At 35.5% G+C, this 15,131-nt stretch carries 12 protein-coding genes; 4 read left to right on the top strand and 8 right to left on the bottom strand.

Annotation, left to right across the window (positions count from 1 at the left end; translation table 11 throughout):
• Nucleotides 1-5: 5 nt before the first annotated feature.
• From LCF45_RS03025 to fdhF, 7 genes are all read right to left on the bottom strand, one after another.
• Complete coding sequence (locus LCF45_RS03025) at nt 6-383, bottom strand: ArsR/SmtB family transcription factor (RefSeq protein ID WP_002010461.1); 378 nt, start codon at nt 381-383, stop codon at nt 6-8.
• 349 nt (nt 384-732) lie between these two features.
• On the bottom strand, nt 733-1,293 hold the full coding sequence (locus LCF45_RS03020; RefSeq protein WP_002186918.1) for a class I SAM-dependent methyltransferase: 561 nt from the start codon (nt 1,291-1,293) through the stop codon (nt 733-735).
• 126 nt (nt 1,294-1,419) lie between these two features.
• Complete coding sequence (locus LCF45_RS03015; protein ID WP_002063741.1) at nt 1,420-2,835, bottom strand: amino acid permease; 1,416 nt, start codon at nt 2,833-2,835, stop codon at nt 1,420-1,422.
• Nucleotides 2,836-2,938: 103 nt separating this feature from the next.
• Entirely contained in the window at nt 2,939-4,072 is a 1,134-nt protein-coding gene (ald, locus tag LCF45_RS03010) for an alanine dehydrogenase (protein ID WP_002010453.1), read from the bottom strand.
• 367 nt (nt 4,073-4,439) lie between these two features.
• The gene (locus LCF45_RS03005; RefSeq protein ID WP_263894525.1) at nt 4,440-6,311 is read right to left on the bottom strand and encodes a glycerophosphodiester phosphodiesterase; all 1,872 of its coding nucleotides are present in this window, start codon (nt 6,309-6,311) and stop codon (nt 4,440-4,442) included.
• A gap of 154 nt (nt 6,312-6,465) precedes the next feature.
• A complete protein-coding gene (locus tag LCF45_RS03000) occupies nt 6,466-6,948 on the bottom strand; it encodes a helical membrane plugin domain-containing protein (protein ID WP_002169188.1) in 483 nt (160 codons plus the stop codon).
• A gap of 12 nt (nt 6,949-6,960) precedes the next feature.
• Nucleotides 6,961-9,903 (bottom strand): formate dehydrogenase subunit alpha, encoded by a 2,943-nt coding sequence (gene fdhF, locus LCF45_RS02995; protein WP_002010447.1) that lies wholly within the window; start codon nt 9,901-9,903, stop codon nt 6,961-6,963.
• A 295-nt stretch (nt 9,904-10,198) separates the two neighbouring features.
• Here fdhF and fdhD point away from each other — a divergent pair, with 295 nt between their 5' ends.
• Both fdhD and LCF45_RS02985 read left to right on the top strand, forming a co-directional pair.
• Nucleotides 10,199-11,005, top strand: a complete 807-nt coding sequence (gene fdhD / locus LCF45_RS02990; protein ID WP_002125147.1) for a formate dehydrogenase accessory sulfurtransferase FdhD — start codon at nt 10,199-10,201, stop codon at nt 11,003-11,005.
• Nucleotides 11,006-11,506: 501 nt separating this feature from the next.
• On the top strand, nt 11,507-12,013 hold the full coding sequence (locus LCF45_RS02985; RefSeq protein WP_000405886.1) for a GNAT family N-acetyltransferase: 507 nt from the start codon (nt 11,507-11,509) through the stop codon (nt 12,011-12,013).
• 362 nt (nt 12,014-12,375) lie between these two features.
• On the opposite strand, the gene LCF45_RS02980 is transcribed toward LCF45_RS02985, so the two are convergent.
• A complete protein-coding gene (locus LCF45_RS02980; RefSeq protein ID WP_002125145.1) occupies nt 12,376-12,498 on the bottom strand; it encodes a hypothetical protein in 123 nt (40 codons plus the stop codon).
• A 329-nt stretch (nt 12,499-12,827) separates the two neighbouring features.
• Between LCF45_RS02980 and LCF45_RS02975 the strand changes: the two genes are divergently transcribed.
• Together LCF45_RS02975 and LCF45_RS02970 are read left to right on the top strand one after the other, a co-directional pair.
• Complete coding sequence (locus LCF45_RS02975; protein WP_000238947.1) at nt 12,828-13,499, top strand: response regulator transcription factor; 672 nt, start codon at nt 12,828-12,830, stop codon at nt 13,497-13,499.
• Nucleotides 13,500-13,564: 65 nt separating this feature from the next.
• A complete protein-coding gene (locus tag LCF45_RS02970; RefSeq protein ID WP_002188251.1) occupies nt 13,565-15,028 on the top strand; it encodes a sensor histidine kinase in 1,464 nt (487 codons plus the stop codon).
• Nucleotides 15,029-15,131: the final 103 nt, after the last annotated feature.

Below are 15,131 nucleotides of genomic sequence, written 5' to 3'. Positions count from 1 at the left end.
CTTTTTTATTCTTCCTCGTTTACGTGTTCAAACGCTTGCTCGAAGATATGAATTACGTGTTGATCAGCTAATGAGTAATAAACTACCTTTCCTTCTTTACGGTTCTTTACAAGCTTCGCTTGCTTTAATACACGAAGCTGATGTGAGATTGAAGATTGCGTCATTCCTAATAAATAAGCTAAATCACAAACACACATTTCAGCTTCAAATAATGCATGTAATATTCTCGTACGTGTACGGTCACCTAATACTTTAAATAATTCTGCTACTTTACTTAAACTTTCATCAGTCGGAATTGTTTGTTTTACTTGATCCACGATTTCCTCGTGAATTACCGTTTGAGAACATGCTTCCTGTTGCGTTTCTACTTTATTTTCAGCCATCACAGCTCACCTCTTTATTTGAACATATGAACAACTATTCATATGTCTTATACCTTTATTATATGAGCGTCCATTCATATGTGTCAATGAATTCTCATACATTTTTTAAACATTTCGTTCATATTTCAAAATAAACATATAAATATTCTCCGCATCTATCATGCCCTTCATACAAAAAGGATGCACGAAAACTACCGTGCATCCCTTCTTATTTATCCCGCATTAACAGGCAGTAAGACTCCCACCTCAAAATGCAGCTGGAACAAAGAAGTTAGGTGGGAGATTAACTGCCCGTAAAAGCCCGATTGGTGAGGGCTAATAATCAGTGGGGGATGAAGCCCCCCACTGATTAAAGTTTCACTTTATTAACTTTCACTGCATCCACAATTAACGAAGCAAATCCTAATTTACCATCTTGATTTCTATGATCAAAACGTTTCGATCGATAAATAAATCCACCGTTCTCTTCCCAATCACTATAATGAAACTGGCCATTCTCATCACAGTATTCTAAAAGCTTTACTTGAAAACCTGCTGCTTCAAACATAGATATAATCGTTTTGTAGTTATGTACAATTTTATGACTTGCAGCTGGATGATCTAACGGGCCAGGTCCTCCCACTTGCACACCACGCTGATACTCTTCATTTTGGAAAAATGCATCCGGCACTGCACAGCGAATATATCCACTATCTTCTAAAAACTCATAACAAACTTTAGCTGCTTCTATACCTTCTTCATACGATAAATGCTCCCATACGTGCTCAGCCAAAATTACTGATAAAGAATTAGGCTGAAATTTATTAAGCCACGTTTCTCTTTTTAATAAATGTAATTCTTTTTCATTCGTATGTAACCACCCTGGGTTATTATTATATCCCTCTGCTCCAACGACAACTTTCGTCTCCATCTTTCCACCCCTTCTTATATTCCGACATAAAAATTCGACAACATAACATTGGTCTCCTTTATTTCCCCAAAAGAAAAAGCCTTGCGCGCTCCCTAGACGCACAAGGCTTACTAACTTTATATCCCTTTAATTAGCTTTTTCTAAACTATCTTGCGAACTTCCATCGTCTTTTAAATGACTATGTTTTTTCGAATAAACAAAGTATACAACCACTCCGATTGCTAACCAAACACCGAAGTATATCCATGTTTTTAACGGTAGATTTACCATTAAGAATAGACAGCTTGCAACTGAAATAATCGGTAAGATTGGTACAAGTGGTACCATAAATCCACGTTGTAATTTCGGATGCGTTTTACGAAGAATGATGACAGTTACACCAACCATCGCAAATGTTAATAACGCTCCAATATTCGCTAAATTCGACAATTCTTTTAAATCGATAAATCCGGCAATTAAAGCACTACCAATTCCTGTTAACCAAACTGAAAATGTTGGTGCTTCTGTCTTCTTGTTAATTTTCGCAAAAGATTTTGGCAATAAACCGTCACGGCTCATAGCGAAGAATACACGTGTCGTAGCGTAGATGTATGCGAAAATTACAGCCATAATACCAATTACAGCTCCAATAGCGATTACACCAGCCACTTTATCTTGTCCTACAACTTCTAATACATAGGCCATCGCTTCAGGTACATCTAATTCCTTATAAGAAACCATACCTGTCATAACGAGACAAACTACAACATAAATGATTGTACAAATGACTAATGAAGCAATAATACCAATCGGCAAATCACGTTGTGGATTTTTCACTTCTTCAGCAGAAGTTGCTAATGCATCAAATCCTAAGAAAGCGAAGAATACTGCTGCTCCTCCGGCAAAGACTCCACTTAAGCCATACGGTGCAAATGGTATCCAGTTTTCTGGTTTCACGTAGAATACACCAACTGCAATGAATAAAACAACAATACCAATTTTAATTAATACCATTATGTTATTCACACGCTTACTTTCTTTTGTACCTCGCGATAATAACCAAGTTATCACCAACGTAACGATAACTGCGGGTAAGTTCACCATACCACCTTGCGATGGAATCGTTAACAACGCTTTTGGAATTTCAAGTCCCAATCCACTCACTAAATTATTGAAATAACCTGTCCATCCGCCAGCTACTGCGGCAGTCGTTACGACATATACGGATAGCAATGTCCATCCCATTAAATGGGCAACAAACTCACCAATTGTTGCATATGAATATGTGTACACACTACCTGAAACAGGAAGTGCAGATGCAACCTCTGCATAACATAAAGCTGCAAATCCACAAACAATTGCTGCAATCATAAATGAAAAAATAACTGCTGGACCAGCATCTCTTGCTGCTACTAATCCAGTTAATACTAGAACTCCTGTACCAATTATCGCACCAATCCCTAGCATTGTTAGGTCAAATGCCCCTAGCGTTTTCGTCAAAGTTTTACTTTTACTTTCCCCTAACAATTGCGTAACGGATTTCTTTTTAAATAGGTTGGCCACGATGAATGCCCCCTTTTACCAAGAAGAGCTAAGAGGTATTATCTCTTAGCTCTTATCATGTTGTTTTATATATTGTTCGATTTTGTTTTGTATAATGCTTCTATTAGCAAGATACTGTTTCTGCTTCTAATAATTCTTTAGCACCCTTGTACTCTACACCGTGAGCTTCTGCAACTGCTTCGAATGTTACATAGCCTTCTAATGTATTAATACCTTTTAATAATGCAGTGTTGCCTAGGCAAGCTTCTTTGTAGCCTTTGTTAGCAATTTGTACTGCATATGGTACTGTTACGTTTGTTAATGCAAGAGTTGATGTACGTGGAACCGCACCTGGCATGTTTGCAACTGCATAATGAACAACGCCGTGTTTTTCATAAGTTGGGTTATCATGAGTTGTAATACGGTCAGTTGTTTCGAAAATACCACCTTGGTCAATCGCGATATCTACAACAACAGAACCTTGTTCCATTGATTTAATCATTTCTTCTGTTACAAGTTTTGGAGCCTTTGCACCTGGGATTAATACTGCACCGATTACAAGATCAGATTCTTTTACAGCTTCTGCAATATTGTAAGGATTAGACATTAAAGTTTTTACTTGGTTTCCGAAAATGTCATCTAATTGACGAAGACGTTCTGCACTTAAGTCGATGATTGTTACATCCGCACCTAGTCCAACTGCAATTTTAGCAGCATTTGTACCAGCTTGTCCACCACCGATAATTGTTACTTTACCACGTTTAACTCCTGGAACACCTGCAAGTAAGATACCTTTACCGCCTTTGTTTTTCTCAAGGAATTGCGCACCGATTTGTGCAGCCATACGACCAGCTACTTCACTCATAGGTGCAAGTAATGGTAAAGAACGGTTTTCTAATTGTACTGTTTCATATGCGATAGCAACAACTTTCTTTTCAATTAACGCTTTTGTTAATTCTGGTTCTGGAGCTAAGTGTAAGTATGTGAATAAGATTAAACCTTCGCTGAAGTGTTTGTATTCGCTTTCAACTGGTTCCTTAACTTTCATAACCATTTCCATGTTCCAAGCTTCTTCAGCCGTATCAACAATTTTCGCTCCCGCTTCAACATACTGAGCATCTGTGAAACCAGATCCTACACCTGCGTCCTTTTGAATGAATACTTCGTGATTGTTACGAACTAAATGTACAACACCTGCTGGTGTCATTGCCACACGGTTTTCGTTGTTTTTAATTTCTGCTGGTACCCCAATACGCATAATGAAATGCCCCCTTATAATTAACAGAAAAAAGGAATTCTTTTTTCTTTTTGTAATAATTAATAACTTATGTCCTTATTCTAGCATAACTTAAAAATTATGAAAACGCTAACATACCATTTTTTAAAAGTTTATATATTTAGAATAGTGTAAATATACGAAACATTGATTCCATTGGGTTATTTGTACCATCTCATTATCTACTCTATTTACATTATATCCATTCAAAACGCATAGTAATTATTTATTATTTGACAATAATGTAACAATGCAAAAAAACTAAGTAGTTACGTATACATATACACTTATTACTTTGTACAATACTTTAGAAATATATTCTTTCCATAAAAAAAACAGCTACTAGCATTTAGCCAGCAGCTGGATAGATCATAAATAACTTTGAAAATAGATCTTCTGTCGTCTCGGTAATTTTATCAAACATATCACTTTCACGATCTTCTTGCTCTTTTAACATCTTAATTGTTTCACGTGCGTCTTCAGGATAATCGGTAATGATACCATCCACGTTTAACTTATAATATGCCTTTAAACTTTCCATATCATTTACTGTCCATACGTAAATTGGTTTGTTTAGCTTCCTTGCTTCTTTTACTAATTTCTTATTTAACATGTATTCTTCTGCTACATAAAAATCAACCTTCACATTCTTTAAGTTAGCTCTACTCGCATACAGTATGTATCCTACTTTTATATTTGGATTTGCACGTTTAAACTCTTTAATAAGCGGATAGTGTAACGTTTGAATGACACATTGCTTCTCAAATTCATTATCTTTAATCGCTTTTAATACTTTGTTTACGAAATCTTTTTCGCCACCATGGAGCTTCACTTCAATATTAAGTTTGATTTTTCCTTTTGCCAGCTTAATGATCTCATCAAGTGTACTTATTTGTCCTGAAAACCCATCTTGACTAAGGGTAAGCTGTCTTAACTCCTCCATCGTTAAATCTGACACGTGAACATTAGCATTCGCAAGACGTTTTAGCTTCAAATCATGTATAACTGCTAGTTCACCGTCTTTTGTTTGCAGTACATCAATTTCAGCGTAGTCTGCTTTGGCATCAATAGCCCCCTGCAGAGCTTCTTTCGTATTCTCTACACCTTTTGAAATATAACCACGATGAGCCATAATAATTGGTTCTTTATATGAATTTGAAATAAACGTTACAATGAAGGCAACGACCATTCCGGCAGTAATAATTCCTACAATATATACACCAATAAATTTCCAACGATGTTTTTGGAAGAAACATTTATCTGCTTTTGTTTTCGAATAATCTAATCCTTCTTCTAATAAAACATCTTCAACCGGAACCTTTTGTAAATACAATCGTGTTATTGCCATAATATAAAATGGCGTCACGATAAAACTAAATAAATACAATGTACTCGTTAAAAATACAGACATTGTTGATTCTGCTAATAATGCAAATGTTCCCTGTGGATTTGTAAATTCATACATGCCCCATAGACACAATAAATACATTCCAAAAAATACCCCGTACACAATCCCTATTGAAATAAAAAATCCTACTAAAAAGAATAGTACTTTAAAAAAACTTTCTTTTACTAACGTTGCACTTTTACGTGCTGCTGTGCGAAACGGCTTTTGCTCTAAAACAACAATAGGTAGAACAAAAATCCAGCGAAGGTTCAAATACGCAACTACAGCAAAGAACGTGTAATAACCAACTTGTCCCATCGTTGTCTTAAACAGTTCTCCTGTAATAAAGTTAGGAATTTGAATTTGCGGAATTAATGCCGTTTCATATCCAAGATTTAAAAGAGGTAACAATACGACAGCATATAAAATAAATCCTGGTAAGCAATATGTGAAAAGAGTAGGTAAATACGTTACGGTTTTATATAAAATCGGACGTAATTTCACCTTTTGTCTTTTATGAGCGAAGTACGAAATGATAATAAGCACCGCAAATTCCGTAAAGATAAGAAACAGTGCTAACAATGATAAAATTACGATTGCCAAAATGCCGTATGGTGTCTTTAAAAACGCTAATAATTCATCATTCGTCGCATTTGCATAACCACCAAAATACAATAACTTATTAAAAATGATCCCAAATAGCGGGACAAATACAATCGCTGCTAATAATTTATAAGCAAGTTGAAAGGTTAATACATTCCAAAAAGCAAATCTAACTGTTTGAAAGGAATGTCCCATTACCCCTGGTATAGATAGTCTTTTACGGTGTTGCATATATTCCTCCACATTCTAAAACGATATTTGAGATGGATTCCATATTTCCATTTCCAACCCATCTTTTTAATAATAATATATTCCACTTAACATGAACACTCTTATACATACAATGAAAAAGTGATGGCTACTTGCCATCACTTTTTCATTTACTCTATTTTTTCTCTAACCCTTGACCAAATGCTTTCAAGAAGCTAAAACCGAATGTAATTGCTCTATTGATATCTGGATCTTTTAACACTTTAAAGAAATCCATCACTTTTGTTTTTTTACCACTATTTAATTCCTCTGTTGCAAATTGTAATCCAGTGACTAAACTAGATGTTATTTGTTTCGTTATTTCTGGGTCCACTGAAGATAATGCCTCTCCTGCCCCCATCATATTGTTTAATGCGTTTTTTACTGGTTCACGATTCAATTGTTCAACAGCTATTTTGGAAACATCTTCTTTTGCAGCAAGTAAACTAATTGCTGCATCTAAAATTCCTGCTTTTTGCAACTGCGCTAATAGCCGCATCGTCTCTTCTACTGCTTCTCTATTCTCAGCTAGATCATTTAACAACTCATCTGTTACTTGCTGTTTTTTTTCTTCTTCTGTTACAATCTTCTTTTTAATTAAAGTAATCTCTTTTGCCATTATCTCCGCCCCCTAATTCTGGTCCACAAGTGATACGTATTGTTTTCTTTGCCACTTTCGCTCGATTTCAACACCATTTTGCGGATGACGTTTTTTATCTCTCGGGTTTGAAGATGGTAACGGACGATTTCCTTTTTCACGTAATACGCGCAGTTTCACCATTGTTTGTTTATAAGCTGGTGTACACGTATAAATGTCTGTTGCTGTTCCTGTTAAAATATTGATTGCCTCTTCATTTACTGTCGCATGCATCGGCAAATACAACTCATTTCCAGTTACACGATCTGTAACAAGCGCTTGTACTTTGATTTTTCCAAATGGTGATGCTAACTCTACAAGACCACCATCTTTCACATTGCGTTCTTTAGCAAGTTCAGGTGAAATTTCAACAAATACTTCAGACACTTTAGATAAAATACCAGCCGACTTATTCGTCATATTCCCTTCATGGAAATGCTCTAGCATACGGCCATTATTTAATAGTAAATCATACTCATCTGGTGCTATAACTGGCGGAACCCATTCATCTAGTGATAAACGTGCTAGTTTGTCTGGGAAGTTAAATCCATCTACATATAATAATGGCGTATCACTACCATCATGGCTACCCCAACATAAACTATTCCAGCCTTCTAGACGGTCGTACGTCGCTTGAGAGTATAACGGTGCAAGCGATGCAATTTCGTCCATAATTTCACTTGGACTTCCATAATTCCAGTCTCCGCCCAGTGCACGAGCTACTTTTTGTAAAATCCACCAATCTGGTTTTGAATCACCAAGCGGTTTCAATACTTCGTATAATCTTTGAATACGGCGCTCTGTATTCGTAAACGTTCCTTCTTTTTCTAAGCTTGGTGCTGCTGGTAAAATAACATCGGCGAAACGAGCTGTTTTCGATAAGAACATATCTTGAACAACAAGGAAGTCTAAATTCGCTAAAATATGTTGTACATGGTTGGCATTTGAATCTACTAAAGCCATTTCTTCTCCCATAACATACATACCACGTAGTTTTCCTTCTTCGGCCGCAAGTAACATTGCGATATTATTTAATCCCGGTTCTTTCGGAATGGTAGTACCGTATGCTTTTTCAAATTTCGCACGATGCACATCATCTGAAACAGCTTGGTAACCCGGAAGCCAGTTCGGTAATGTCGCCATATCACAAGCACCTTGTACGTTATTATGCCCGCGTAACGGATACGCACCGGCACCAGGACGACGGTAGTTACCTGTAACGAGAAGTAAATTTGAAATTGCTGCTGACGTTGTACTTCCTCCTGTATTTTGAGTTACACCCATTCCCCAAAGTACACAAGTACCATCTGCTTCATATACCATACGAGCCATTTCTTTTAACTGAGCTTTAGAAATCCCTGTAATTCCCTCAGTATAATCAAGCGTATATTTTTCTAGCATTTTGCTATATTCATCAAAATTCTTTACATTTTCAGCTATGAACTTTTTATCGTGCCAATCTTGATCAATAATGTATTTCGTTATCCCAGCAAGCCATACATAATCCGTCCCTTGACTCGGGTGAACAAATATATCAGCACGCTCCGCCATTTCATGTTTACGAAGGTCTGCGACAATTAGTTTTTGTTCATGTAATTTATGAGCACGCTTCACTCTAGTTGCAAGTACAGGATGTCCTTCTGTTGGATTTGCCCCAACAATAATAACAAGACCTGCCTCAGCAATATCTTTCACTGTTCCAGCATCTCCGCCCATACCGACAGTTTTAAATAAACCGTCTGTTGCTGGAGATTGGCAATAACGGGAACAGTTATCTACATTATTTGTTCCATATATTTGACGAGCTAGTTTTTGCATAAGATAGTTTTCTTCATTTGTTACTTTCGAAGAAGAAATAAACCCAAACGCATCGCTACCATACTCTGATTTAATATGTTGCATATTAGATGCAACAACTTCAAGAGCCTCTTCCCATGAAGCCTCAACAAACATATCCCCTTGGCGAATTAACGGCTTTGTAATACGCTCTTCACTGTTCACAAAGTCCCATCCGAATTTTCCTTTTACACATGTGGAAATACCATTAACCGGTGCATCTGAAACAGGTTGCACTTTTAAAATTTGACGATCTTTCGTCCATACTTCAAATGAACAACCTACACCACAAAATGTACAAACTGTTTTTGTCTTATTAATTTTCGTCTTACGCATCGCGGACTCTACTTCTGAAACTGCTAAAATACTGCTATATCCAGGCTCTACATCTTTTACAAAATCAATCATTGGATTTAGCACATCTGGTTTTAAACCAGTCATAAATCCAGCTTCTCCTAGCATCGTTTTTTCCATTAATGCATTACAAGGACAAACTGTTACACATTGCCCACAGCTAACACAAGACGAGTCATTTATACTCACACCATTGTCCCAAATAACACGTGGACGGTCTAAACTCCAATCAATCGATAAAGTTTCATTTACTTGTAAATTTTGGCATACTTCTACACACTGCCCACAAGCAATACATTGATTTGGATCGTATCGATAGAATGGATGCGACGTATCCACTTCGCATGCACTTACTTTCGGTTCATATGGATATTTCTGTTCTTCAATCTCCATCATATGTACTGTATTATGGACTTTACAGTTACCATTATTGTTATCACATACTGTACAATACAATAAATGATTCTCTAATATTCGATCCATCGCTTCAGTTTGTGCTTCCTTTGCACGTTCCGATTGCCTCTCAATATGCATGCCATCTTCCAACTTCGTCGAACAGGCACGTAGTAAACTTCCATTCACTTCTACAATACATGTATCACAAGTTTGAATAGGATCTACCTCTGGTACATGACAAATTTGAGGATGTTCTAAATTACTTTCGTTAAACAATTGGAGTATCGTCTTTTCACCTGATACGAAAAATTCTTTACCATCAACGGTTACACGGACTGTCTGTTCTGTCATAGTTTCCCCTCTCCTTACAACTAACTGTACAACACAATTATGAATCCGTTTTCATAATTGTGTTGTACATATTTTTGAAGCGCCCTGTTGAAATACTTTCCTTTGGAAGTCGATTCTAGATGTTATAAGGTATAACTACGAAAGCTTGAAAATGTCGCTATTCTACAAATCTATTATATCGTACATATACAATAATAACCAAAATAATCTGCCATCTTCTTGTTAGTAGATGCTTTTGTTTTTTCGATGTTTTATGATAAATATGGGGAAAAATACATATAAAGGGGAATTTAATATGGGGCCTATTCAAGAAACATATACAATTGTACGTTATCAATCTGGTACATTTTCAAAACAAACCGATGAGGTTGTTACGGAATCTCCCATTACAATTAAATTAAATAGCGAAGAATACGTAACAGTTGTATGCACTCCTAATTACATTGAAGATATGGTAACCGGTTTTTTAATTTCTGAAGGAATTATTTCTTCTTATAAAGATATTGAAGAATTATGGATCCAAAAAGAAAACGGAATTGTCCATGTAAAATCATCAAAAATTAATCCGCTCTATCAAACTTTATATAATAAAAGGTACGTAACTTCTTGTTGCGGGAAAAGTAGACAAGGTTTTGTTTTCGTCAACGATGCAGCAAAAGCAAAAAAGTTACATGATATACATATAACTATTACTCCGGAAGAATGTTTTCACCTAATGACTTCCTTACAACAATCTTCAACTACATTTCGCCAAACGGGTGGTGTGCATAATACCGCTTTATGTGATCGAAATAACATTCTTTTATCAAGAATGGATATCGGAAGACATAATGCGCTAGATAAAATATACGGTCATTGTTTACGAAACAATATCTCTGTTCAAGGGAAAATCATTGCGTTTAGCGGACGCATCTCATCTGAAATCTTGTTAAAGGTTTCAAAAATAGGTTGCGAAATTGTTCTATCTAAATCAGCTCCAACTAAACTAGCTCTGCAACTCGCCCACGATTTAGGTATTACCGTAGTAGGATTTATTCGAAATGGATCTTGCAATATTTATACACATCCGGAACGAATCGATGGCTACAAAATAAACGATTGAATACGTAAAAGAAAGTGAAAATTTAATCAGTGGAGGTTTTTTCCCTCCTCACTGATTATTAGCCCAACTAATCGGGCTTTTACGGGCAATCTGACTCCCACGAATAGTTGGATAAAAATGACTCCTTTACAAAGCGGGAATTTTAGTTATAAAAATGTAACATATTAAAACCTTGAATAGTTAATAAAGTTAATATATAATTTCATTACATAAAGTGAAACTATAATCAGTGGGGGGTGTTCATCCCCCACTGATTATTAGCCTTCACCAATCGGGCTTTTACGGGCAGCCCGACTCCCACCTAACTTCTTTGCTCCAGCCGAATTTCGAGGTAGGAGTTTTACTGCCCACAAATAGCGGGATAAATAAAATGAAAACATAGTAGCATAATCTTTTCATTCTTTTACAAATTAAGAAAGAATAGTCACAGAATACATTTAACTAAACTTAATCTTACAAAGTTAATGAATTAAATTTGAATCAATCTAGGAGGTTACAACTATGGAAATTCGCTTATTAACAACAGAGGACGCAGAAATTTATTTGAAAGTTTGTATGGAAGGTTTAACGAAAAACCCTGAGGCTTTTAGCTCTTCTTATGAAGATGTTCTTAAACATGAAAACCCTGTCGCTGCTATGGCAAAGCGATTAAGCAATCCGGATAAGTATACTCTAGGTGTCTTCAAAGATAATGATTTAGTCGGTATTGCTACTCTAGAAACAAAGCCATTTATTAAGCAAGAGCATAAGGCAAAAATCGGCTCCGTTTTTGTTTCTCCAAAAGCGCGTGGTCTCGGTGCAGGACGAGCTTTAATTAAAGCGATTATTGAAAATGCCGATAAATTACATGTAGAACAGCTCATGCTTGATGTTGTTGCTGATAACACTGCTGCAAAAAAATTATATGAGTCCCTCGGCTTCCAAACTTACGGCGTGCAAGAACGGTCCTTAAAACATAATGGCCAATATTGGGACGAAGAGCATATGGTTTTATTCTTAAATAATTAACATTTAAATATAATTTTTCAAAAGCATCTTCTTATTAATTAAGATGCTTTTTTCATTACAACAATGTAATCTTCATGTCACCTTTATCGATCGTTCCAATCCTTTCCATTCGTTATACTAAAAATATAAAGTGAAACTTTACTCAGCGAGGAGGATCCATCTCCCGCTAATTATTAAGTAAACGTATAGCAAGCAATTGATATGTAGAGGAGAATGTAACATGAAACAAAACAAACAAGCTATCTTTTTAATATTTGCTACAGCAATTGTAACTTCTGGATTAGCAATTTTACCTTGGTTTATTATATAGAATACATAAAAAAAGCTTATTGCTTCTTAAGAAGCAATAAGCTTTTTTTCTATTATAAAATCCCGAAAAATTTATTTACACAACTTATCATAATAAGCATAGATACCGCAACACACATTACAACCGCATTACGATCTTGCTTTTCTTTTTGTAAATGCTCTACTTTTTTACTCATGTGTACAATCCCCTTTTAAAAAAAGTGTGAGATAGGAAATTTTTCTTATCCGATGCGAGGTGAATACGAAAACCCTCTCTATCTCACATACACAATAGAATGGAATTGTCATTTTATAAATAAAATGACATGACGTTATGTCGCAACATAGGGTATTTGTGTCGCTACGTTTTCCATTATAAAAAATAGTTGTGCAAAACTAGTGCATTTTTTATGTCAATTGCCCTGATTGAAAAAATCAGCCATCCATTCAATCACATAAAAAGAGTTTTTTATTATTTTCATGTAAACTATACAAGTAGAATGAATAGTTTGGGGTGCACAAGATTATGGTGAAAATTTTATTAGTAGACGATGAAGAACGTATGTTACGATTGTTAGATCTGTTCTTAAGCCCTCGCGGCTATTTTTGTATGAAAGCTACTTCTGGCCTTGAAGCACTAGAATTAATCGAACAAAAGGACTTCGATATTATTTTATTAGATGTTATGATGCCGAATATGGATGGGTGGGATACTTGCTATCAAATCCGTCAAATTTCCAACGTTCCAATTATTATGCTAACAGCTCGCAACCAAAATTATGATATGGTCAAAGGTCTGACTATGGGAGCAGATGACTACATTACAAAACCATTCGATGAGCATGTATTAGTCGCGCGAATCGAGGCTATATTACGCCGTACGAAGAAAGATGGCTTTGTTAGCTTCAATGGTATTGAGTGGGATAAAACGAAACATACTGTTACAGTTTATAATGAAAAAATCTCACTAACTCCTATTGAATTTTCGTTGCTCGGACTATTTTTACAAAATACAAACCGTGCCTACAGCCGAGACGATTTAATCGAAAAGATTTGGGGCTATCAAACAGACATCGAATACAGAACTATCGATTCACATATTCGTAATATACGGGATAAGTTACGCAAAAAAGGATTTCCAGTTGAAGATTACTTAGAAACAGTCTATAAAGTAGGATATAAATGGAAAAGTGAATAATTAATTTGGTCAGTGGACAATAGTTGACCACTGGCCCTTTATATGAAATAAGGTATGGTGAGAAAATGAGCAAACTTTCCCTTAAAGTTGGGACATACTTTTTAATATTAGCTTTATGTATTGAGACAATCGCTTTCGTATCTTTTTATAAGAACCTTTCAAACATACGCATTGAAGAGGAAACTCTTGCTCTTTTAGAGAAAGGAAATCGCTATAGTAAAATGATTAAAAACCGCGCGAAGTGGGGTGCATATTCTAAAGAAAGGCAACTCACAGAAAGCGCTGAACACAGTAAACGACCTAAACGTGCTGTGTACCCCGAGTTTGATATCAACACTGAGGCTGAACACTTAGTTGAATCAGAATTAATTGCTAACTCTGATATAGCTATCATTATAACAGACAATAACGGCAAAATTATTTCTACCTCAGAACCCGTAACGAAAGAAATGCAAAAACAACTTACTTGTAAAACTGAGACTATCCCAGAAGGTGGATTAATCGTTGAAAAAAACTGGAAAAAATCAAAATTCATCTCAACAGTAAGCCCGCTGGAAATTCAAGGATTTCAAGGTAAGTTATATATGTTATTAAAGACATCTTTCTTAGAAAATATGTTACTTAAACTCATGAATCAATTTCTTATCATTAGTGTTTTGACAATTATTTTAACTACTATTTCTGTCTTTGTTTTTTCTCGTGTTATTACAGAACCGCTTATAAAAATGAAGCGGGCGACAGAAAAAATGTCAAAATTAAATAAGCCGATTCAATTAGGAATTAAACGAAATGATGAACTTGGAAGCTTAGCAAAAACGATTGAAGATTTATCTAGTGAACTTACGTATATGAAAAAAGAACGAAACGAATTTCTCGCTAGTGTAGCGCATGAATTACTAACTCCATTAACCTATATGAAAGGTTATGCAAAGGTAGCAAAAAGAGATTCTCTAACGAAAGAAGAACGTGAAGAATACTTACAAATCATTGAAGACGAAACGGATAGTGTAACCGATCTCGTACAAGATTTATTTATGCTTGTACAATTAGAGCAACACCAGTTTGTTATAAAAAAACAAAAAGTAATTCTTAAACCATTTTTAGAACGAATGGTTGAAAAAACAAAAACAACATTAACAAACAAACAAATGCAACTCCATGTACATTGCAAAGATGATTTAGAAGTTTGCATAGACGAAAGACGTATGGAACAAGTTATGTTAAATTTATTACACAATGCTTATCAACATTCACCAGAAAACACTTCTATAATAATACGTGTACTAACCAGTGCGAATACTTTTACAATAAGTGTACAAGATGAAGGTGAAGGTATTCCAAAAGAAGATATCCCACATGTTTTTGATCGCTTTTACCGTGTCGATAAATCCAGAACACGAGCTACAGGTGGAAAAGGTATCGGACTGGCTGTTGCAAAAGAAATTGTAGAACTTCATAATGGTTCTATTGAAGTTAAAAGCGAATTAGAAGTCGGAACAGAATTTATAATTGAATTACCATTTGTATAATATATGCGTGAAATCACCAGTAGTAGTCAACACTACTGGTGCTATTTTATTTATAAAACCAACTATTATAAGCTAAGCTTTTGAAATTATTCTTATTTCAATA

Origin of the sequence: Bacillus sp. 41-22 (assembly GCF_025809295.1) — a bacterium.
Taxonomy (GTDB): Bacteria; Bacillota; Bacilli; order Bacillales; family Bacillaceae_G; genus Bacillus_A; species Bacillus_A mycoides.
This window is presented reverse-complemented; position numbering and strand designations above follow the sequence as displayed.